General features: G+C 52.8%; 25 protein-coding genes. 15 read left to right on the top strand and 10 right to left on the bottom strand.

The window, feature by feature from the left end; translation table 11 throughout:
• Positions 1–125: 125 nt before the first annotated feature.
• The 3 genes from L6439_RS24220 to L6439_RS24210 all read right to left on the bottom strand — a co-directional run bounded on the left by L6439_RS24220 (position 126) and on the right by L6439_RS24210 (position 2,146).
• Positions 126–794, bottom strand: a complete 669-nt coding sequence (locus L6439_RS24220) for a DUF559 domain-containing protein (protein ID WP_213471151.1) — start codon at positions 792–794, stop codon at positions 126–128.
• 213 nt (positions 795–1,007) lie between these two features.
• The gene (locus tag L6439_RS24215) at positions 1,008–1,472 is read right to left on the bottom strand and encodes a GNAT family N-acetyltransferase (protein ID WP_168178166.1); all 465 of its coding nucleotides are present in this window, start codon (positions 1,470–1,472) and stop codon (positions 1,008–1,010) included.
• Between the two features lie 341 nt (positions 1,473–1,813).
• Positions 1,814–2,146, bottom strand: coding sequence for a hypothetical protein (locus L6439_RS24210; protein WP_168178165.1), 333 nt, complete (start codon positions 2,144–2,146; stop codon positions 1,814–1,816).
• Between the two features lie 63 nt (positions 2,147–2,209).
• Here L6439_RS24210 and infC point away from each other — a divergent pair, with 63 nt between their 5' ends.
• The gene (infC, locus tag L6439_RS24205; RefSeq protein WP_168178164.1) at positions 2,210–2,698 is read left to right on the top strand and encodes a translation initiation factor IF-3; all 489 of its coding nucleotides are present in this window, start codon (positions 2,210–2,212) and stop codon (positions 2,696–2,698) included.
• A gap of 65 nt (positions 2,699–2,763) precedes the next feature.
• On the opposite strand, the gene L6439_RS24200 is transcribed toward infC, so the two are convergent.
• Positions 2,764–3,237, bottom strand: coding sequence for a DUF4188 domain-containing protein (locus tag L6439_RS24200; RefSeq protein WP_168178163.1), 474 nt, complete (start codon positions 3,235–3,237; stop codon positions 2,764–2,766).
• Complete coding sequence (locus tag L6439_RS24195) at positions 3,201–3,806, bottom strand: PadR family transcriptional regulator (protein ID WP_168178162.1); 606 nt, start codon at positions 3,804–3,806, stop codon at positions 3,201–3,203. Before L6439_RS24195 ends, L6439_RS24200 begins: the two co-directional genes overlap by 37 nt.
• Positions 3,807–4,039: 233 nt before the next feature.
• Between L6439_RS24195 and L6439_RS24190 the strand changes: the two genes are divergently transcribed.
• From L6439_RS24190 to L6439_RS24155, 8 genes are all read left to right on the top strand, one after another.
• Positions 4,040–4,309, top strand: a complete 270-nt coding sequence (locus L6439_RS24190) for a YqkE family protein (protein WP_168178161.1) — start codon at positions 4,040–4,042, stop codon at positions 4,307–4,309.
• 214 nt (positions 4,310–4,523) lie between these two features.
• Positions 4,524–4,745: a hypothetical protein gene (locus L6439_RS24185; RefSeq protein ID WP_213471152.1), complete on the top strand. Its 222-nt coding sequence runs from the start codon at positions 4,524–4,526 to the stop codon at positions 4,743–4,745.
• A gap of 223 nt (positions 4,746–4,968) precedes the next feature.
• A complete protein-coding gene (locus L6439_RS24180; RefSeq protein WP_168178159.1) occupies positions 4,969–6,150 on the top strand; it encodes a dicarboxylate/amino acid:cation symporter in 1,182 nt (393 codons plus the stop codon).
• Positions 6,151–6,184: 34 nt separating this feature from the next.
• A complete protein-coding gene (locus L6439_RS24175) occupies positions 6,185–6,409 on the top strand; it encodes a hypothetical protein (protein WP_213471153.1) in 225 nt (74 codons plus the stop codon).
• 225 nt (positions 6,410–6,634) lie between these two features.
• The gene (locus tag L6439_RS24170; RefSeq protein ID WP_168178157.1) at positions 6,635–7,588 is read left to right on the top strand and encodes an ABC transporter permease; all 954 of its coding nucleotides are present in this window, start codon (positions 6,635–6,637) and stop codon (positions 7,586–7,588) included.
• Positions 7,578–8,528, top strand: coding sequence for an iron chelate uptake ABC transporter family permease subunit (locus L6439_RS24165; protein WP_168178156.1), 951 nt, complete (start codon positions 7,578–7,580; stop codon positions 8,526–8,528). The genes L6439_RS24170 and L6439_RS24165 overlap by 11 nt, the downstream gene beginning before the upstream one ends.
• Positions 8,522–9,280 (top strand): iron ABC transporter ATP-binding protein, encoded by a 759-nt coding sequence (locus L6439_RS24160; RefSeq protein ID WP_168178155.1) that lies wholly within the window; start codon positions 8,522–8,524, stop codon positions 9,278–9,280. Before L6439_RS24165 ends, L6439_RS24160 begins: the two co-directional genes overlap by 7 nt.
• A gap of 122 nt (positions 9,281–9,402) precedes the next feature.
• Complete coding sequence (locus tag L6439_RS24155; RefSeq protein ID WP_213471154.1) at positions 9,403–10,365, top strand: siderophore ABC transporter substrate-binding protein; 963 nt, start codon at positions 9,403–9,405, stop codon at positions 10,363–10,365.
• A 90-nt stretch (positions 10,366–10,455) separates the two neighbouring features.
• Here the strand turns inward: L6439_RS24155 and L6439_RS24150 are convergent, their stop codons facing one another.
• The 4 genes from L6439_RS24150 to L6439_RS24135 all read right to left on the bottom strand — a co-directional run bounded on the left by L6439_RS24150 (position 10,456) and on the right by L6439_RS24135 (position 14,614).
• Positions 10,456–11,235: a hypothetical protein gene (locus L6439_RS24150; RefSeq protein WP_213471155.1), complete on the bottom strand. Its 780-nt coding sequence runs from the start codon at positions 11,233–11,235 to the stop codon at positions 10,456–10,458.
• Between the two features lie 285 nt (positions 11,236–11,520).
• The gene (locus L6439_RS24145; protein ID WP_213471156.1) at positions 11,521–13,377 is read right to left on the bottom strand and encodes a M56 family metallopeptidase; all 1,857 of its coding nucleotides are present in this window, start codon (positions 13,375–13,377) and stop codon (positions 11,521–11,523) included.
• Positions 13,377–13,787, bottom strand: a complete 411-nt coding sequence (locus L6439_RS24140) for a BlaI/MecI/CopY family transcriptional regulator (RefSeq protein ID WP_213471157.1) — start codon at positions 13,785–13,787, stop codon at positions 13,377–13,379. The genes L6439_RS24145 and L6439_RS24140 overlap by 1 nt, the downstream gene beginning before the upstream one ends.
• Before the next feature lie 266 nt (positions 13,788–14,053).
• Positions 14,054–14,614 (bottom strand): CGNR zinc finger domain-containing protein, encoded by a 561-nt coding sequence (locus L6439_RS24135; protein WP_213471158.1) that lies wholly within the window; start codon positions 14,612–14,614, stop codon positions 14,054–14,056.
• Between the two features lie 233 nt (positions 14,615–14,847).
• Here L6439_RS24135 and L6439_RS24130 point away from each other — a divergent pair, with 233 nt between their 5' ends.
• Positions 14,848–15,999, top strand: coding sequence for an epoxide hydrolase family protein (locus L6439_RS24130; RefSeq protein ID WP_213471159.1), 1,152 nt, complete (start codon positions 14,848–14,850; stop codon positions 15,997–15,999).
• Positions 16,000–16,519: 520 nt separating this feature from the next.
• On the opposite strand, the gene L6439_RS24125 is transcribed toward L6439_RS24130, so the two are convergent.
• On the bottom strand, positions 16,520–16,822 hold the full coding sequence (locus L6439_RS24125; RefSeq protein ID WP_213471160.1) for a hypothetical protein: 303 nt from the start codon (positions 16,820–16,822) through the stop codon (positions 16,520–16,522).
• Between the two features lie 378 nt (positions 16,823–17,200).
• On the opposite strand from L6439_RS24125, the gene L6439_RS24120 reads away from it, so the two are divergent.
• The 5 genes from L6439_RS24120 to ehuA all read left to right on the top strand — a co-directional run bounded on the left by L6439_RS24120 (position 17,201) and on the right by ehuA (position 21,539).
• A complete protein-coding gene (locus L6439_RS24120) occupies positions 17,201–18,094 on the top strand; it encodes a DUF2268 domain-containing putative Zn-dependent protease (protein ID WP_213471161.1) in 894 nt (297 codons plus the stop codon).
• Between the two features lie 341 nt (positions 18,095–18,435).
• Positions 18,436–19,338 carry an ectoine/hydroxyectoine ABC transporter substrate-binding protein EhuB gene (ehuB, locus tag L6439_RS24115; protein WP_168178140.1) on the top strand — a complete coding sequence of 301 codons (903 nt, stop codon included), beginning with the start codon at positions 18,436–18,438 and terminating at the stop codon, positions 19,336–19,338.
• A 4-nt stretch (positions 19,339–19,342) separates the two neighbouring features.
• The gene (gene ehuC / locus L6439_RS24110; RefSeq protein WP_213471162.1) at positions 19,343–20,002 is read left to right on the top strand and encodes an ectoine/hydroxyectoine ABC transporter permease subunit EhuC; all 660 of its coding nucleotides are present in this window, start codon (positions 19,343–19,345) and stop codon (positions 20,000–20,002) included.
• A gap of 3 nt (positions 20,003–20,005) precedes the next feature.
• Positions 20,006–20,656 carry an ectoine/hydroxyectoine ABC transporter permease subunit EhuD gene (ehuD, locus tag L6439_RS24105; protein ID WP_168178138.1) on the top strand — a complete coding sequence of 217 codons (651 nt, stop codon included), beginning with the start codon at positions 20,006–20,008 and terminating at the stop codon, positions 20,654–20,656.
• 16 nt (positions 20,657–20,672) lie between these two features.
• A complete protein-coding gene (gene ehuA, locus L6439_RS24100) occupies positions 20,673–21,539 on the top strand; it encodes an ectoine/hydroxyectoine ABC transporter ATP-binding protein EhuA (RefSeq protein ID WP_168178137.1) in 867 nt (288 codons plus the stop codon).
• The last annotated feature ends 1 nt before the right edge of the window (position 21,540 follow it).

The following is a 21,540-nucleotide window of genomic DNA, read 5'->3' as shown; positions in this document are numbered from 1 at the left end:
GGATGCAGGATTTTCACGCTCTGACTGGCACTGCTCCTATTTAAGCGCGAAAATGATGTATTTTTGCAGGAATCCTCCAGAGCTGCATATCGCCGATCAGAAATGATGTAAAATTGCAGCATTTTCTACAAATAGTCTAGCGCACCCGCCCTAAGCTCATAACGCACAACGTATTTCCCCGCCCCCCTGGTGACAGGCGTAAACCATCCCTTGTCACATAGCGACTGCAGCGTTCCCACCGCTTTGCGATGGTTTACGCGTAAATGTCTCTCCACGTCGATGGGGCGGAGCGGACGGCCGAGGGTGCAGGCGAGCCGGATAGTTTCCCGTTCCGCCAGACTATGCAGGCCGACAGGCGCGGAGTCTGCGTGATAGCGGCTCATTACCATGCGGAGCAGCGTCATGCCCAGTTCGGGACGGTCAGCGACGTCGTCATAAGCGAAGGAGATGACTTGGAACCCGACAGCGGACAAAAACGTCTCCCGGTTCAGTTCATTGCAGTACTTCTGCCTATCCATGTTTCGGACATGGGGAACGAAGCCTTTGATCTCGATGATCAGCTTGACATGCGGGGACAGCCAGGCGAAATCGCAGAAATAGGACAGGCCCCGCCAATCAAGCACTTCATATTCCGGATGCAGCTGGTCAAAGCTGCCCCGAAGCGGCCACCATACGTTGCGGCAAAACAGCTTCTCTGCGTCACGGTGTCCCCGCTCCAGCCGTCCCTTTCGTTCACCCGTTCTTCTCTGCAAGTGGTGCCGGATAAACGATGCATGCGCTTCTTCAAAACTCACCCTACCGCCTCCTTCGACAAAATAAAAACGCCCCGATTCCCTTCGCGTGGAAAGGATCGGGACGTTCTTCGTCTCTTACGTTGATTATACTGCGGTTACGGCATCTTGACCAGTTCGGCTTTGGCTGGCCACGGCGAGGCGATCAGACAGGGTGGCAGTGGCTGCATTCTTTTACCGCTGGGCCAGGCGACTCGTACCATGGACATCCTGTTCTCATTTCAATGGCTGCACATCTTGCGCCAGACGCACCATATCCCGCAGCAGCATGCCGTTCTCGTAGATTTCCTCGTCATAATGGCGAACGAAGAAATCGCGGTCGATGCCCGTCATCCGGAACCCGCATTTCTGGTAGAGCGCGAGCTGGCTTATGCTGGTGCTGCCGGTACCTACTTCTATCGTCTGGTAACCGAGCGCCTTGGCGGTCTCGACCGCGTGAAGGACGAGCCGCTTGCCGATGCCCTGTCCCTGGTGACTCTCCGCGACGGCGACGTTGACCAGCTCAATTGTGCTTGGCCGGGTCGGCAGCAGCACATAGACGCCGACGACTTCCCCGTCCTGTTCCGCAACGAAGCAGGTTCCCCGCCCGAGATACTCCTGCACGAGGTCCGTCGACGGGTCTGCCAGCAGCAGCAATTCCATCGGAGGCTTCTCCTCCGTGTTCCATTTTCGAATCTGCATAATCGTTTTGTGCTCCTTTGATGCGACAGACTGCTCTATCTTTATCTCCTTCATTTACTTCGGGTCGGCTTCGCATATTTCCTGTTTTTTTGAAAAAATTCGTCTCTTCTGATGGGCTTGGCGGGGAGAGAGGTGCTCTACAGCGGGCGTCAGTACGCCCAGGCGATCGTCTGACTCCTGCTGGTCAGTACCCGCAGATGCTTGTCTGACTCCTGCTGGTCAGTACCCGCAGATGCTTGTCAGACTCCTGCTGGTCAGTACCCGCAGACGCCTGTGAGACTCCTGCTGCGTCTGGCGTTAGCCGCGCGAATCGGCGGGAGGCTGGCCGCGTCCCGGGTCCGTCAGGAGGCTTCGTTCCCGCCGGCGGCCTTGGCGCGTGCCGCCCGAGTCTTGATCGCCTCCGTCACGACGAAGGCCAGATCATCGTTGCCGTAGAGCGACAGGACGCCGAGCACCGTGTCGTCCGGAATGTCGCCGGCCTCTTCCTTCGGAACCGTGAGCCCGATGGCCTGCTGCAGCGCCGGATTGGCGCCCTGCCGCGGATAGGCCCGCTGATAGAGCTCGGCCGGATCAAGGTCATGATTGACGCACCACTGGGCGAATACGAGGATCATCATCTGCTCGTCCCGTTCATAGTTGCGGATAATCTGTTCTTCGATTTCTTTGCGAGACATTGATATATCTCCTTCCAAGCAGTAATATGGGTTCATTATAGCGAATGGGCAGGAGGATTCACAATGATTAAGAACGAGAAGATACGGGCTGCCGAAGTCGAATTGACCGGTCTGAACGGGGAAAAGCTCGGCGTCGTGCCGACCTCGGAGGCGCTCGCGCTGGCGAAAAAGCTGAAGGTGGATCTCGTCTGCCTGTCGCTGATGAGCAGTCCGCCTCCCTGCAAGCTGATCGGAGCGGGAGCGGCCAAGCAGGAGGCGCAGCAGGCCCGCAAGGCGGAGCGCCAGCCGAAGGTGAAGGAGATTCGCCTGACGCCGCAGATCGAGGATCATGACTATGAGACGAAGAAAAACCAGGCGGAACGGATCCTGCGCGCCGGAGATTCGGTGCAGCTCGTCATCCGCATCAAGGGCAAGGAAGGCGCGCTGGCGCAGCAGATCCTCGAGCGGCTGCTGCAGGATCTGCGTCCGGCAGGAACGAAGCGGACCGGCATCCAATTGAGCGGCAAGCAGGCGATGGTGCAGGTCGATCCGGCGCCGGGCGCGGAAGCATAATCGAAGCAAAACAAGCGGCTCCCATCCGTCCATGCGCCGGACACGGACCGGACGGGAGTCTTCATTCAAGCCCGGACCCGCTGCGCCGCGGAATCGGTCCGAGTCGTGATGGGCGCATGTCCCCGCGCCTTGGCCAGGCCGAACTTCGGCATATTGCCGTAGACGGCCTCGAACTGGCCTCCTCGTACGATATACGTTTCATGATAGATGCCGACCGCATTCGTTTTCCCGACCGCTTGATAGAATCGCCGCCATGCCTTCAAATGCTCCGGCCCCCGCGCATAGGCTGTCAGATCCTCGAAGGAACGCCAATATTGAACCATCAAGATCGTTCTGAAATTGACGGTCGTCTCCAAGGAGAGAAAGCCAAGCCCCGGGTTCGTATACAGTTCGCGAATCATTGGCGGCATCGCTGTAAAGACCGGCCACCATTGATGGACGGCCCACCATTTGTTCACCCTCATTCCGATCAGGAACACGACAATATCCTGTTCCCTGTCCTCTACCGTGTAGCGTCCGCCAAAGATTGATTTTCCCATCCTATCTCCTCCTTCTTACTTTTCTGCTGGAACCGCCGCATCGCCGCATCGCTCCACTCGATCTCCGCCCGAACGACGCGCTTGCCATAGTCGAGCGTAAGCAGCCAATATTGCAAATCTTCTTCATCCGAACAATGCGTCATGATCTGATTTTCGATCGCTTCGTACATCTGATAACGCTCCTGGAGCATCGAGTTGAATCGCTGGATCTGCCGGACCGTCGCATCCGTCTCTTGATGACGGTGGAAGAACAGCTTGAGCAAAAATTCATTTTTGTGCGCGTGGAGCTGTTGAAGCGGCTCCTGCAGCCAGGCCTGCAGCGCCTGCATTCCTTGGGGCGTAATATGGTACTCTTTTTTGTCGGGCTTCGATTCCTGGGCGGTATCGGTGACCACGGCCCATCCGTCCTCGACGAGCTTTTTCAACGTCGGATAGATTTGTCCGTAACTGATCTTCCAGAAATGATTGAGGCTGGTATCCATCATCTGCTTGATCTCATAGCCTGTGTGGCAATCGGTCGTCAGCAGCCCAAGAATGGCATAGGTCGTGTCGCTGTGCTTAGCAGCCATTGCATCACCTTCTAATGTATCATAATGATATATATCATAAAGATACACTATCGAGTTAATGGCGGCAAGGGGAATTTTCCTGAACAATGGGGGGCAGAGCGGCGTTTAACAGATAGTTGCGGAACGAATTACAGATCTGACGGCGCAACGCGCACACAGCAGGGATCCCCGCGGCTGATGACGGCGGTGCCGCATCAGGGAGATTCTGCTATAATGGGGATGAGGTGAGTGCGATGGCGAAGAAGAGAGGCCGGAACGCCGCTCCGCAAGGGACTGCCCCGTCTGCCCAAGATAAGCCGGCGACGCTGAAGGATCTGCTTCGGCCCGATATCGTAGCGCAGCTGAAGGAGCAGGCTACCGTGTTGAAGGCGGAGGAAACGCAGCGGAAGGAAAAGGAGAGACGCCAGGCGGAGGAAGCCCGTGCGGCCGAACAGAAGCGGCTGGACAATGACTTCACTTATTTGTTGAACAACAGCAGCATGGATTGGCGCAAGTATAAATAATATGAGAAGAGAAGGCCCGATGATCTGTCATCGGGTTTTTTTAAATTTCTTGGTGGAGGAACAGGTCCTCCCCCTTGTTTCTGTTTTGGTCAGGCTAGGATATGGGGACGAACATCTTGAAACGAACCATTTTTGGATCAAAACTTGGCACTCTGTCTCCTGGGGCATGATCGTGTAGAGGGAATTGCTGCTATTTTACAGGAATTTCGGCTCCATGAGTCCGCATCCCGAGGAAATGCTGCACAGCTACATCATTTTAGGTCTTTTTGCTCTAAGTCGAAGGGAAACGGGTGAAATTGCTGCCGTTTTGCAGGATTCCCTTTCTGCTGAAGTCGTCCATATCAAATTGCTGTATTACCGCAGGATTTTACTTACCGAATACGCGTGTCAAGAGAAAACGTGCAGTAATGCGGATTGGCTTACCCAATCGGCGTGACCGGCGAAATCGTCAGCTAGTGCCGATTTCGCCTAGCGGATAGGTGCTTGGACGAGTCCAAATGAAGTGCCTAAAAAATCCCTTAGACTTTCTTGTAATCGGCGATTGTCATATGCGTGCGTAATATGTTAGTATATTGAAATGTACTTACAAGATGAACAATTGTATTTGTACAGGAGACAAATAAGCAAGCTTGTCTTCCTGGGCAGAAGGGAGAAGGTTTATGAAATTGCGATTGGGATTGTTTCCGCGCATTGTCATTGCGATTTTGCTCGGCATTGGAGCAGGACTTATTATGCCGGACTGGTTCATACGAATTTTTGCGACGTTAAATCATGTATTCGGGCAGTTCCTGAGCTTCCTTATTCCGCTCATTATATTGGGCTTTATTATTCCGGGGATCGGGGAGCTTGGCAGGGGAGCGGGGAAGCTCCTCGGATTGACTGCATTTATCGTATATGTATCGACGGTACTATCCGGGATGCTGGCTTACGGCGTGGCGTCATCGTCCTTTCCCTGGCTGCTGTCGGGGGCTTCCGGGCTGGCCGCCAACAATCCGGAAGAGATGCTGCTGACCACCTACTTCGAGCTGCCTATGCCGCCCGTGTTCGACATTATGACGGCGCTGCTGTTGTCCTTCCTGATCGGGGTCGGCATCACCTTCGTGAAGACGAACGCGCTTCTTACCGCGTCGCTGGAATTCAAGGACATCGTAGCCAAGGCGATTCAGGCGATTATTATTCCGTTGCTGCCGTTTCATATCGCGGGGCTCTTTATGAATATGACGCAGGCAGGCGAAGTCGCGTTCATTCTGCAAGTGTTCGTTAAGGTATTCGCGATCATACTCGTGATGCATGTCGTCGTCATCCTGTGCCAGTATGCGATCGCGGGGGCCGTGAACAAGCGCAACCCGCTGGCGATGCTGCGCACGATGCTCCCGGCCTATCTGACGGCGCTCGGCACGCAATCATCGGCGGCGACGATTCCGGTAACGATGCAGCAAGTGAAGAAGCTCGGGACAGACGAAGAAGTGACGAACTTCGTCGTGCCGTTGTGCGCGACGATTCATATTACCGGATCGGCGGTTACGATTACCTCGGTCGCGAGCGCTATTCTATACATTCATGGCGTGCCGCTGACGGCAAGCACAATGGTACCTTTCATCTTCATGCTCGGCCTCGCGATGATCGCCGCTCCCAGCGTGCCAGGCGGCGGAGTGATGGCAGCCATCGGGCTGTTCCAGTCGATGCTCGGCTTCGACGAGGCGATGGTCAGCTTGGCGATTGCGCTCTACATCGCGCAGGACAGCTTCGGGACGGCAGCCAACGTCACCGGAGACGGCGCGATCGCACAGATCATTCACGCGATGAAAAAGCGGGTCCGCCGAGAGCCGTCCGCAAACTAGCTTATGAACGATACCAATAGCAAGGGACAATGTGATGACAGTCCAACCTCCTGATAGCCCGGTGTTGCATTCACCGGGCTTTTGGGCGCAAGCGCATCGGCCTTGCAAGCGGGAGGAACAGTTTGCCGCTCCTCTTTTGTCCGGTATCCCTGCGGCCCAGCACGGGCTGGCCGGCTATCCCTTTGCAGCACCGAAGCACGGCCGCCTCGCTTACGAACAGGCGGCGGATCGGATGAAGGATCGCGTCATCCGCCGTTAATTCAATCGTTTTTATCAAATCATTTCATTATAATAACGATTCTAATTGAGAACGATAATCAATTATTTTGGCCAAATCCATTGACTTTCCCCGGGGAACCGCTATAATCATAACTGTTACAACGCGTTAATGATAATGAATATCATTATTATACATGCGGGTGAACATGGGGAATGCAGACCATACATCCGGAACGCCTATACTCTGATTTATAAGGAACGAGACATGAAGAAGAGATATCTGGTTATTGCGCTTATCCTGTTTGCCTTCATCTCCCTGTTTATCGGGGTTATAGACATCAAGCCGTGGGATTTGTTCAATCTGAATGACGATAAGGTTCATACTTTTCTCGTCAGCCGGGTGCCGAGGCTTATCAGCATCATTCTCGCTGGAGTCAGCATGAGCATCTGCGGCCTGATTATGCAGCAGCTCAGCCGGAACAAGTTCGTCTCGCCCACGACGGCGGGGACGCTTGACTCGGCCCGCTTGGGGATACTTGTCTCCTTGATGCTGTTCACTTCGTCGAGTCCGTTGGTGAAGATGCTCGTTGCGTTCGTCTTCGCTTTGGCAGGCACGATGCTGTTCATGAAAATACTGGATCGGATCAAATTCAAAGACACTATCTTCATTCCGCTCGTCGGATTGATGTTTGGCAATATTATCAGTTCCATTTCCACCTTTTTCGCGTACAAGTATGATTTGATTCAGAACATGTCCTCATGGCTCCAAGGCGACTTTTCGATGATTATCAAGGGGCGCTATGAGCTGCTGTATATCAGCATTCCGCTTATCGTGGTTGCATATCTGTATGCGAATAAGTTCACGGTAGCGGGGATGGGCGAGGATTTCTCGAAAAACCTCGGGCTCAACTACAAGCGCGTGGTCAACATTGGCTTGATCCTGGTGGCGCTCGTTACGTGCACGGTCGTGCTTACCGTTGGGACGATTCCTTTCCTGGGTCTGATTATTCCGAATATCGTCTCCATTTACAGAGGCGATAATTTGAAGAATAGCTTGTCGCATACCGCGCTTCTCGGGGCAGTATTCGTTCTGTTCTGCGATATATTGGGGCGCATCATCATCTTCCCGTATGAGTTGTCGATCAGCTTGACCGTCGGCGTCATCGGAAGCGCCATTTTCGTCTATATGTTAATGAGGAGAAGGGCACATGGGTTATAAAGCGAAAACGGGGGTTCTTGCTGTCCTTGCTCTTGCGCTTATCGGGTTGTTCCTGTTCTTCAAGCTGGGGGATAACTGGGACTACGTGCTGCCGAAAAGAACAATCAAAGTACTGGCGATTGTCCTGACCGGCGCTTCGATCGCATTTGCCACAACCGTATTCCAGACGATAACGAACAACCGCATACTGACACCGAGCATATTGGGCCTGGATTCGCTGTATATGCTGATTCAGACCATCGTCATCTTCGTATTTGGCTCGAAGACGCTGATGATGATGAACAGCAATGTCGACTTCCTGGTGTCCGTCGGACTCATGGTTGTATTCTCGGGCCTGCTGTTCAAGCTTATATTCAAGGGCGAGAATCAGAACATATACTTCCTGCTGCTTATTGGCATTATTTTTGGCACTTTTTTCGGAAGCATGTCCACCTTCATGCAGGTTCTGATTGACCCGGCCGAGTTCATGATCGTGCAGGACAAAATGTTCGCCAGCTTCAACCATATCAACACGAAGCTGCTGCTTATGGGAGGCGTGCTGCTTCTGCTGGTCACCCTCTACTTTCTGCGCTTCATCAAGTATCTGGATGTGCTGTCGCTGGGCAGGGAGCAGGCGATCAACCTCGGCGTCAATTACGACTATGTCGTGAAGCGGCTGCTCTTTATCGTCGCTGTACTTATCTCTATTTCCACGGCGCTTGTCGGGCCGATTACCTTCCTTGGCTTGCTCGTCGTGAACGTAACGTATCAGTTTCTGAAGACGTACCGGCACAGCTATCTTATCGCCGGCTCCGTCCTCATCAGCATTATCGCCCTTGTGGGCGGCCAGCTCATTGTGGAGCGGATATTCACCTTCTCCACGACGCTTAGCGTCATCATCAATTTCGTCGGCGGGGTCTACTTTATTTATCTTCTATTGAAGGAGAACAAATCATGGTAGAAGTAAGAGGAGTATCCAAACAATATGGCGGCAAAAACGTGATTGAGGACATCTCGGTCACGATTGCCAAAAGAAAAATTACGTCCTTCATCGGTCCGAATGGCGCAGGCAAAAGTACGCTGCTGTCGATCATAAGCCGGCTCATTTCGAAGGATTCCGGAGAAGTGCTCATCGACGGGAAAGAAATCAGCCAGTGGGACAGCAAGGAACTGGCGAAAAAGATTTCGATTCTGAAGCAGTCGAACCATATCAATCTGCGGCTCACGATTCGGGAGCTGGTCTCCTTCGGGCGCTTCCCATATTCGCAAGGCAGATTGTCCGATGAAGATTGGAAATACGTCGATGAAGCGATTGAATATATGGGGCTTGCCGAGATGCAGCACAAGTATCTGGATCAATTGAGCGGAGGGCAGAAGCAGCGGGCTTATATCGCGATGGTCATCGCGCAGAACACGGAGTATATTTTGCTGGACGAACCGCTGAACAATCTGGATATGAAGCATTCCGTGCAGATTATGAAAATATTGCGCAGACTCGTCAATGAGCTGGGCAAAACGATTGTCATTGTCATTCACGACATCAATTTTGCCTCTTGCTATTCCGACTATATCGTGGCATTGAAGAATGGCAAAGTCATCAAGGAGGGCGCGACCGATGACATTATCGACAGCGCGGTTCTCCAGGACATTTACGATATGGATATGAGCATTGAGAACTTCAATGATAACAAGATCTGCGTTTATTATGCATAGCTCGACACAAAAAGGGGTCACACCGTTCGGTAATATCGCATTGTCGTGCCATAATAGTACGAATTTGTGATATTAACGGCGATAAATATATTTTCAAAAATATGTGGTAGAGGTGAAAGAAATTGAAGAAAACAGTCCTAATTCTGGTTATAGCCATGATGGCAACCCTCGTTGCAGCATGTGGTTCCAATAAGACAGACAGCAGCAATGGTACGACACCTACTGGAGCCGAAGCGAACAACACGGCGGAAGAAATCGTAATTAAGCATGAGCTGGGCGAAACGCCAGTGAAGAAGAACCCGTCCAAAGTCGTTGTATTCAGCTATGGAGTCGTCGATTCCTTGGATAAGCTGGGCGTGGAGATCGCGGCGCTGCCGAAGAACAACCTTCCTCCTTACTTGAAAAAATTCGAGGACGAGAAGTATGTGAATGCGGGCGGTCTGAAGGAACCGGACTTCGAGACGATTCATGGCCTGAAGCCGGACCTGATCATCATTGCCGGCAGACAATCGTCGTCCTATGAAGAGTTCAAGGAAATCGCGCCGACAATCTATATGGATATCGACACGAACCGTTATATGGAGTCCTTCAAAGAGAACGCGGAAACGCTCGGCAAAATCTTCGGCAAAGAATCCGAAGTGCAAGCGGAATTAGCGAAGATTGATACGGACATTAAGCAATTAAATGAGAAAGTGGCAGCGGCGAACAAAAACGCGCTTATCATTTTGGCGAATGACGGCAAAATCAGCGCCTATGGCGCCGGCTCCCGGTTCGGCATTATCCATGATGTATTCGGTTTCCCGCCGGTCGATCCGGACATTAAAACATCGACTCATGGAGATCCTGTGTCCTTCGAGTATATCGTGGAGAAAGATCCGGACTATCTGTTCGTCATCGATAGAGGCGCCGTCGTCGGCGGCGAATCGTCCGCGAAGCAAGTCGTAGAGAACGAACTGGTCATGAAGACCAAAGCTTACAAGGAAGGACATATCGTTTACCTCGATCCGAGCTACTGGTATCTGTCCGGCGGCGGCCTCGTCTCCGTCGAAGCCATGGTGCAAGAAATCGGAGCGGCCATTCAATAATCCATCGCCGGCTTGCAGTTAAGCCGGAACGGCAACCGGGGCGCCTCGTGCGTCCCGGTTTGTTTTTCTACAATCATTCCGTTTACAAAGCTATTTTTTTACTGCCGTTTTCGCCAGCTTGATCAGGTCTTCCTTCGTCAACGGATTACCTGGATTGGTCGAGATTGAAAAACCTTTACCACCTTCTTTCCAGCTAACCGTATTGCCGAGTTGCGGGTGTGTGGATTTCGGATGTTTCTTTTTCATGTCCTCAGCGGATGTATAAACATAATCTTTTTCTTTCACTTTTTCTTTCCCGTCTTTATTTTCAAGGCGTGAACTCGTCAATTGGATATAATCCTCTCCATTCGTGTACGTTAACATGATAAAGTTGGTATATGTCCAGTCAACCTTTTTGGAATATACCTTTTTCCCTAATTTTTTAGCTTCGGCTTTCATTTCTTCGGTATATTCAATGATGTGCGGACCAATAATTATTGCCTCTTCGAAGGTATAGCCCTCTGGCAAGTCAGCAGGTTGTTGCGGCTTCGCCTCCTTCACACTGGATACTTTCTTCAGATAGTCCTCATATTTATCATAGCTACCATCGCCGTTCCTGTACCCCCAAACTTCGCGGCCCTTTGGTTGAAAACTGCTATATGTCAGATAGTTATCAAACGGATTTTTTTTCAATAATTCCAACATTCTAGCGCTCTCTTCTTTTTCTAGCTTCTCCCCTTCGCTTTCGGCCTTTGTTTTAGCGGTCGCCGTCTTCAAGGCGATGTCGCTTGAAGCAGGGGATGGAGCGGCTTCTACCGCGAGGTTCAACGAAGAACCCAGCAATAAAATACTGCTTAGTGCTGCGATTGCTGCTTTTGATGCTACTTTCATTTTGTAATGCTCCTCTCATGTGATGATTTTCAAATCTATAAAACTACAATTGTAGTTTGTTATTATACTACAACTGTAGTTTGATAATGTCAACATGCTTTGTTCAGAAAGTGTTTTCTCGCTTTTGTGACATGCAAAATGACCCCGTATCGGCTGCAAATCACTTTCAAAAAAGAACCCATGCAGTCTTATTTCAGACTGCATGGGCTTGTACGCAATACCTATGATTGGCTCAAAATCGTATATTGTCACCAATTCTTTCTGGTCTTTGTTCAATGGATTAATCTATTTTGTTACCATCGTTTTCGCCAGCTTGATCAGGTCTTCCTTCGTCAACGGATTATCCGGGTTGGTCGAGATTGAAAAAGCTTGACCACCTTCTTTCCAGCTAACCTTATTGCCGAGTTGCATGTCATGTTTCCTTGTATTGTCCTCAGCGGATGTATAAACATAATCTTTTTCTTTCACTTTTTCTTTCCCGTCTTTATTTTCAAGGCGTGAACTCGTCAATTGGATATAATCCTCTCCATTCGTGTACGTTAACACGATTAAGTTGGTAAATGTCCAGTCAACCTTTTTGGAATATACCTTTTTCCCTAATTTTTTAGCTTCGGCTTTCATTTCTTCTACATATTCACTGCCGTACGGACCAAAAATGTGTGCCTCTTCGAAGGTATAGCCCTCTGGCAAGTCAGCAGGTTGTTGCGGCTTCGCCTCCTTCACACTGGATACTTTTTTCAGATAGTCCTCATATTTATCATAGCGACCCCCGCCGTTCATGTACCCCCAAACTCTACCGCCCTTTGGTTGAAAACTGCTATATGTCACATAGTTATCAAACGGATTTTTTTTCAATAATTCGTTGATTCTAGCTATCTCTTCTTTTTCTAGCTTCTCCCCTTCGCTTTCAGCCTTTGGTTTAGCGGCCGCGGTCATCAGGCCGATGCCGCTAGAAGCAGGGGATGGAGCGGCCCCCACATCGTTTCCCTTCGCATTTACCAGCGTCACGCTGCCAAGCGCAACAATAATCGCCATCCCCAAAATGGATAAATGATAGGATTTTTTATGAAATCGCTTGATCATTAACAATCTTTTCTTCATTTGTTTATGTGTCGCAGACAATCCGGCAAGCCCTGGCTGATGTCGTTTGCCTGACCAATGAAAATGCTCCAGCACATGGATAATGGTGTGCCCGTATGTCTTGATATGCTGCAGATTTGGCTCTGAACTCATCCGATTCAGTACACATGCATCGCAGGCCATCTCCTGATCCTGCCTTGCTTTATGTACGGCAAGCCACAACATTGGATTAAACCAATGGAGAATGAGCAGAATGTGCATCGTCCAATTCACCGCCACATCCCGCCGCTGTATATGCGCGAATTCGTGCGCCAAAATACACCGAAGCTGATGCTCTCGCAGCGTAACGAGCAGACTCGGCGAAACCACGATCGCCGGCTTGCGAAAACCGACTATGGCAGGCCCTGGAATACGCTCACTGGCTACAAACCGCACTTCCCGCTTTACGCCCATTAGCTGCTTCGTATCGCGGAACACGGCCGCTAACCAAGGCGTATCAATACATCGGCCTGCGCGCAGAGCTTTGTTCAATCGTAGCTGGTCGTATGCCGTCTTCGCCGCAAGAAACAGCACGCCTGCCAGCCAAACCAACATCAGCAGATTGGTGAATCCCATTTGTTTGAACCCGCTCCACCAGATGCTTATGTCCCGAACAGTTCCCGACTTATGGGACGGATCTGATATTTCCGCATCTCCTCTGATTTGGCTGCTTTTCTCCGGGGTGTAGGAACGCTTTGCTTGAGCTGTCTCGTCATAATCCCCCTCCGTCCCCTTCAACCATTGATGCCAAGCTGATGGATTTGGAGTTTGTTGTTGAATTCCGGGCACTAAGACATCCACAGGCAGAACATTGTATAAGCTCAGCGATGATTCCGGGGCCCAAGGGAGCAGCAGACGAATCGCCACAGGCAACCAGAGCCAGTATTTCCATCTCGCCTCAAGCCTTTTGCGCAGCAGAAATTGCAAGCTCAGGACAAGCACGACCAGGATGCCGGCCATTAACGACCCGCGAATGACCCAGTCGAAGAACGACAATAAACATTCATTCCATGCAGGACTCATCAGGGCTCTCTCTTTTCCGATTCCCCGTCGCTGCGGTTTTCGTCAAACAATGCCTTCAGATCCTCGATTTCTTGCGCATTCAGCTTTTTATCCTGCAAAAAGTTGGCCAACATTGGCTTCAATGCTCCGCCATACAGTTTTTTCATGAAGGATTTAGTTTCAGACCGCAGGTACTCCTGCTCGCTGATAATCGGATAAAATAATTGGGTGCGCTTCGAACCCTTTTCCAGCTTGGCACCCGCCGCTTCCTTCTGCACCAGACGACTGAGGAGCGTCCGGGTCGTATTCGGGCTCCACCCCATTCGATCTGCCATTTTCTTGACGACCTCACTCGAAGGGCAATTCGGATTTGACCACAAGACGCGCATAATTTCCAACTCTGCATCCGTAATGGGCGGTATTTGATTCATGCATACAACCTCCAAAATCAACGTAAAAAACTACGTATGTAGTTACAAATCATGCTACAACTGTAGTCTGGTAAAGTCAACATAGTTTGTGCAAGAATGCTTTCACGCTTTTGTGACATGCCTAAACACCCGGTAACGCTTGCTCCAAATATCATATTTTCACCGTTGGCCGAGAACCTTCAGGCGTATGTGCTTGCCGTGAAATAACAGTAAAGAGTAGAGTAACTGGAAAAAGCCCCGGAGAGCAGGGGTGGCTTTTATCCGGTTCAGATTCCGTTCCCCGACTTCCTTTTCTGCCGGAACGTCTTGTTCTTTGCCCGATTGCCGCAGGCCTTCATGGAGCACCATCGGCCCGTTCCCGGCCGGGAGCGGTCGACGAAGACCCACTGGCAGTCATCGGCCGTGCATACCCGAAGGCGGTGCCACAGGTTGGCCCGCCTCAGATCGAACACCTGCGCCAACAGGTTGGCCGCCCCTTTGCGGCCATTCTCCATAAGCGGAATAAGCTGTTCCGACTGCTCTCCGAACACGAGGCCGAATGAGAACAGACTCAACATTTCATTCAGCTTATCCCAATGCACGGGACCATCATGCTCATTGTTCACAATCGTCCTCCGCAATTCATCCCGGAGCGCTCGCGCCAAGTGCAGTTCCTCTTCCGATACCGTGTCGGATCCCGCAATCAACTGATGCCGCAAGAACCATTCATATAAGAGGCGCGGCTCCGACAAATGCTCGATCCCCGGATCGCCCTCATAACGCATCCGTCTGTCCTGTGTATTGAAAAAGTCGGCCATCATGGCAAGCTGATCGTACTCCGCCGTCATCGAGCAACACTTCCTTCTATTGACACGTTGATTCCTAACTAATAAAATCAATTTACAGGTTAGCTAACTGGTTAAAATTATTTAATGGTTATCCCTTGGCATCATCTCTTTCGCTCTTTAGTTTAGCAGACGGGCGCTCTCTCTCCTACCTCTCGCTCGTTATCTTTCCAAGATCCATATGGCCAGTAGGTCAGTCTTCACCTGAACTTATCCCATTCCAAGGAGCATGTTATATGAAAATGACGCCTTTCACGGTGGATATTCACGAGGATGACATTCAAGAGTTGAAGCGAAGGCTCGATCGGACGCGATGGCCCGACGAGCTGCCCGGGGCGGATTGGGAATACGGCATTCCCCTCTCCTTTATGAAGGATATGATCGCGTGCTGGAAGGAGGAATTCGATTGGCGCGCAGTGGAACGGCGCATCAATTCGTTTTCCAATTGCATTGCGACGATTGACGGCATGGATATTCACTTTGTCTATGAGAAAGGGTCCGGCTCGAATTCGCTTCCGATTGTGATCCCGCATGGCTGGCCAAGCACCTTCTACGAAATGCTCGATCTGATTCCCTATCTTGCCCATCCGGACCGATATGGCGGAGATGCGGCGCTTGCATTCGATGTCATCGTCCCGTCCCTTCCAGGGCACGGATTTTCGGGCATTCCAGGGAAACCCGGCTTCGAGGATCGGCAAGCGGCGAATTTGCTGGTCAAGCTGATGCGCGGATTGGGGTACGAGCGGTTTGGCGCGCATGGGTATGACTTGGGGGCGAGCGTGCTTGGCTTGCTGTGCCTAGATCACCCGGAACGCGTGATCGGTTACCACACGACATCCCCGGGCAACCCGAGCCCCTTTCTGACGAAGGAGGCGCAACTCTCAGAAGCGGAGAAGGCCTTTCTCGCCTGTTCGGAGCAGTGGTACAGGGAAGAGGGAGGCTATGCCCATATCCTGGGGACGAAGCCGCAGACCGCCGCCTATGCCCTGCACGATTCCCCGGCAGGATTGGCCGCCTTCATTCTGGAAAAATGGCATTACTGGACAGGTCCGGCAAGCGGCGATCTGCTGCGGCATTTCAGCAAGGAAGATCTATTGGCCAATGTGTCGATTTACTGGTTCACGCAGACGATCAACGCCGCGAACCGGTACTATTACGAAGGCAAGCATACCCGGTGGCCGGGACCGGATGAGGTGTGCCTTGTGCCGCACGGAGTGGCATTGACGGCCACGCAGCCGCATGAGCGGCCGCCGCGGGAATATGTGGAGCGGCTGTTTCCGAACCTTTTGCAGTGGGAGGAGCTGTGCGCCGGCGGACATTTTGTGGCGTTGGAGCAGCCGGAACGGGTCGCGAGCCAGATTCGCTCCTTTTTTGCCCGGCTTCGATAGCCAGGAGCGATTAGGCGATGACGTCCACCGCATGCCATGGGCCCGGAATGGACAAGCTTTACAGGCTCATTCCAGAATTCGAACTTCCAGATCACCGATTACTCTCTGGGCCGCACCGGTTGAGGCCGTGACGCAGGAGCGGTCCGCGAGCAGGCGCCATCGGTCGAGCGATTGCCGCGGATTGACGCAGCCTGGTCGGCCAATACTGCAATAATGCAGCAATTTCATTGACACGAGTATGCGAAAATAGGATTGCTGCAAAAATACAGCAATTCCACGGCGGCAAGCTATAGATTGCGCCAAAAATGGGAAAATGATGTAACCTTGCAGGATTTTCTCGGAATTTAGCCTCTTAAGATTAAAAATGCTGCGCTGGTGCAGCATTTTTCATGTGGAGCAGCTTGCTCTCACCTAGCCTGACCTGCCCTGCCTTTCCCGGCCCCACCTTCATAAGAAAAAAGACTGTCGACACGATTTTGCCGACAGTCTGAAGCGGGGCTCCTCATGCGCCCCGCTTGTTCTATGTGAGCCGGAACCGTTCGAGCTGCTCCCATTGCCCCTCCTGCCGCAGAATCTCCCGCTGGCGCGGGCCGATGAGATCAAAATGGGGAAAGGGGCGGCGGGCATGGATATAGCGCGGGTTCAGACCATGCTGTACGCACCAGGCGGTCAGGCGGGCCATATCGGCACATCCGACCTTGGTGACGGTCGTGATTCCCGGGAAGCGTTCATCCTGCCAATAATGCGTCAAATAAGCGATTTCCCCGCGAGCGACGCGACGCTTCCACTCGTTGAGCTCCATGCGGGATATGCCGAAGGCCATCATACACCATCCTTATTGCTCTGAAGTGCTACCCCAAGCCGTGTCCCGGGCATCTTCCTCAGGAACGGAAGGTACCCGCTGCGGAGCAAGCAAGCACTCTTTCATTCTACTCCTCATTATATAACATCCGGGCTATCGCTTCCCGCCATTCCGCATTTTCCGGCTTGACCCTCTCGCTGCGTCACCCCGTACACTGCATAGGAGACGCCAGTTCATCGCGGTGATGTATGAGCTAGAGATGCGCAGTATGAGCTACAGATGCGCAGCCAGAGCTGCAGATGCGCAGTCAGCAGATGCGCAGTCAGCAGATGCACAGTAACAGATGCGCAGTCTCTACATCAACGTTGCATCGGCGCGACATAACAGGAGGGAATTACCATGAAAATTAACGTCATCGATACGATGGCCACGTATGAACGAATGTATGCTCAACCGGCAGCCAAGCGGGAGCAGTTGTTCCGCTATGAGCTGATGCAGCCGTTCGAGCCGATGTGGACGACGATACAGGTGCCGCTCAAGGCGGCGCAGCCCGGCGGATATGATGTCGTGATGGCCGCCGGGATGCTCGGCTGCCTCGATGCCGCACGCGATGACCTTGGGCAGCCTGCGATGAAGACGCTGCGGGAGCAAGGCTGGCCGGAGAAGGCGCAGCAAGTGCTGGCGCAGTGCGTCGATTATGCCGGCCGCTTCGGACTGAAGGTGAAGGCGGATGAGATCTTGTGCGGCTTCTTCCTCGCCGATCCGGACAAGCTTCGCCTGCAGCGCAGCTACACCGGCTTCGGCGGCATTCCCGGGTATATCCAGATTATCGTGTACCCGACGGAATATAATCTGCCTCGGCTGCCGTCGATCTTGGCTCATGAATTCCACCACAATCTCCGCTTCTCTTACACCGATTGGGATCACGGCAATGTGACGCTCGGCGAATACCTCGTCATCGAAGGATTGGCCGAATCATTCGCCAAGGAGATGTATGGGGAGGAGCATCTGGGGCCGTGGGTCGCCTCGTTCGACGAAGAGGATCTCGCTTATTCGATCGAGGTGATTGGGGAGCGGCTCACGACGAAGGGATTCGCCGAAGTGGCCGCCTATATGTTCGGCGACGAGATCGCGCGGGCGCAGGGCTTTCCGCCGGCGGGCCTGTCGGACTGTTCCGGATATGCCGTCGGATACCGGGCCGTCCAGTCATTCCTCGCGCGCACCGGCATGACTGCGGCCGAGGCGACGACGCTGGATAGCTGGGACATTGTGCGGGAATGCGGCTTGTTCTAAGGATGGATTTCTCTCTTTTTCTATTTTGCAAGCGATTGAAGGTCTGAATTTGTCTAATATGGGCGAAAAACGTTCATTTTCTGTGAAATCAGTGAATGAACGTTTTTCTGTTGCGGTTTTTTATTTATTTTTCTCTTCCGGGAGCTGGTTTTTAAAAAATCATATCATGCCCTATAGGGAAGGATATGGGAGGGATTTTTTGGATCCTCCCTCTAATCTCCCCTGTTCCCAGGTCAGGAGGGCTGAGGAAGAATAAAGTGGGAATATCAAGGGTGAGATACAGGGAGGAACATGTTACCCTTGAATAGGGCCCCAAAAAAAGGGAAAAAGGAGGTTGTCGGATGAAGAAATGGTATTCGTATGCGTTATGCTGCGTCATGGCCATCCTGCTGGCAAGCTGCGCTTCGCAACCTGGCGATAGCCGGACCGAACCCAACGGCGGAACATCGTCCGGGCAGGAGACGGCCTTGGAGAAGGCGAGGCGGGAAGGATATGTTACCGTAGGCTTCGCGAATGAGAAGCCGTATGCGTACGCCACGCCGGATGGCCAACTGACGGGCGAGGCCGTGGAGGTGGCCCGGGAAGTATTGACACGGATGGGCATCGAGGAGATGAACGGCGTCCTGACGGAGTTCGGTTCTCTCATTCCGGGGTTGAAGGCGAAGCGGTTCGACATCATCACCGCGGGAATGTTCATCAATCCCGAGCGGAGCAAGGAAGTGGCCTTCGCCAACCCCGAATACAGCATTGGCGAGGCGCTCGCGGTCAAGAAGGGGAACCCATCCAATCTGCGCAGCTATGAGGACATTGCCCGCAGCAAGGATGTCAAGGTCGCTGTCATGGTGGGGGCCATCGAGCTCGAATATTTAGCGAAATCAGGTGTCGCGAAGGAACAAATCGTAACGGTGCCGGATCAACCGTCGGCCATCTCGGCGCTGCAGGCGGGTCGTGTGGATGCGGTGACGATGACGGGACCATCCTTGCAGGCGATGCTTGACTCCACGAAGGATGATCAACTGGAGCGGGTCATGGATTTCGAGCAGCCCGAGATTGACGGCAAAAGCGTAAGAGGCTATGGCGCGGCGGCGTTCCGCAAGGAAGATGCCGACTTCCGGGAAGCATTCAATCAAGAGCTGGAAGCGTTGAAGCAGTCGGGCAAGCTGCTAGAACTGCTTGAGCCGTTCGGGTTCACGGAGCAGGAGCTGCCTGGAGATATGACGGCGGAACGGCTGTCGCAGGAGTGAAGCCATGAGGACTTCCGCCATGCTTGAATATGCGCCTGCGCTGCTGCAAGGAGCGTGGGTCACGCTGCAAATTGTATGCTTCTCGATGATGCTGGCCTTCTTCTGCGCTTTTGCGGCGGGATTGGCTCGCCTGTCCAAGTACCGCATCGTCCGCTTTGTCAGCGGGGTCTACGTAGAGGTGTTTCGGGGAACTTCTTTGCTGGTTCAGCTGTTCTGGTTATATTTTGCGCTGCCTATGCTGCTCGACGTCCGCATGCCGGCGATGACCGCGGCCGTGCTTGCGCTTGGCCTGAACTATGGCGCGTATGGTTCCGAGGTGGTGCGGGGTTCGATCCTGTCCGTGCCGAAGGGCCAATATGAAGCGGCCATCGCGCTTAATATGAGTCCGTGGCTCCGGATGAGAAACATCATTCTGCCGCAGGCGATGGCGCTCATGCTGCCTTCGTTCGGCAATCTGCTTATCGAGCTGCTGAAGGGGACATCGCTTGTTTACCTCATCACATTAATGGATTTGACCTACCAAGGGATGGTATTACGCTCCTTCGACAACTCCAGCACGCCGCAAATTTTTGCGTTATTGCTCCTGATATATTTTATCATGGCCTATACCTTGACGCTCGGCATTCGTTTTTTGGAGCGCAGGGCCGTGAAGGGGAGGATATAGCGCATGTGGAGTTGGGACTACGCATTGGAGATTCTTCCTCAGCTGCTGCGGGTGCTTCCGATTACGATCGGAGCGACGCTGCTCGGATTTGCCGCGGCATGTCTGCTCGGCTTGCCGTTGGCGCTTGCCCGCCGATCCCGATATCGAGCCGTATCCGTGCTGGCGAATGCGTGGATGGAATTCATCCGCAGCACTCCGCTGCTCGTTCAGTTGTTCGTGCTCTTTTACGCATTACCGCTTTACGGCATTTCATTCTCCCCGTTTGTCACCGGAGTCATCGGATTGGGCTTGCATTATAGCGCTTATCTTTCTGAAGTATTTCGCTCGGGAATCGAGGCGGTGCCCGCCGGTCAATGGGAAGCGGCCAAGGCGCTTAACTTCGGCAGGCGGAAGTCATGGACGAACATCATCCTTCCCCAGGCCATACCGCCAATCATTCCCGTCATGGGCAACTATTTGATTACGATGTTCAAAGAAACTCCCGTCTTATCGGCGATTACGCTGGTCGAACTGCTGCAAACGGCGAAAGCGATAGGTTCCGGCTCATTCCGTTATCTGGAAGCCTTTACGCTGGTCGGCTTATTGTTTCTGCTGCTTAGCTATCCGTCATCTCTGCTTGTCGGCAGATTGGAGAGGAAGTATCAGATCAAATAGGGGGTGTAGAGCAAAGATGGAAAGCGTTCCATGCAGACCGCTGGCCCTGGACACGGCGCACGAACCAATCGTCATTTATCGGGACATCTGCAAATCATACGGCTCAGTGAGCGTGCTGCAGGACATTAATCTATCCATTAATCCGGGGGAAAAGGTTGCCGTCATCGGCCCTAGCGGATCGGGCAAGACGACGCTGGCCCGCCTCCTGATGACATTGGAGCGGCCCACCTCGGGAACGATTCAAGTCGATGGGGAGTGGCTGTGGCACCAGGAAGTGAAGGGGAAGCTTGTAGCGGCGAAGGAAAAGCATCTGCACAACGTACGCGGAAAAATCGGCATGGTCTTTCAGCACTTTCACCTTTTTCCGCATATGACCATTTTGCGCAATGTAACGGAAGCGCCGGTGCACGTATTGGGATGGAGCAAGGAGGAAGCCGAAGCGCGCGCGCTGGAAATGCTGGCCAAGGTCGGGCTGGCAGACAAGGTGGATGAATACCCTGCGCGCTTGTCCGGCGGGCAGAAGCAGCGCGTCGCGATTGCCAGAGCCGTAGTCATGCGTCCGAAGGTGATGCTGTTCGACGAAGCGACCTCCGCGCTCGATCCGGAGCTGGTCGGCGAGGTGCTGGCGGTCATCAAGGACTTGGCGGCCGAAGGCGACATGGCGATGATGCTCATCACGCATGAAATGGATTTTGCCAGGGAGATTGCCGATCGGATCATCTTTACGGATGGGGGGGCCATCGTCGAACAGGGAACCCCGGAGCAAATCTTCGAGCACCCGGAGAGCCCGCGTTTGCAAGCTTTTTTGAGCCGCTTCAGACAGACGTGGTATAAGGGAGGATTTCAGCAAGCTTCATCATCTGCGGAAGAGGAGGGGATCTGAG

Origin of the sequence: Paenibacillus dendritiformis (assembly GCF_021654795.1) — a bacterium.
Taxonomy (GTDB): Bacteria; Bacillota; Bacilli; order Paenibacillales; family Paenibacillaceae; genus Paenibacillus_B.
This window is presented reverse-complemented; position numbering and strand designations above follow the sequence as displayed.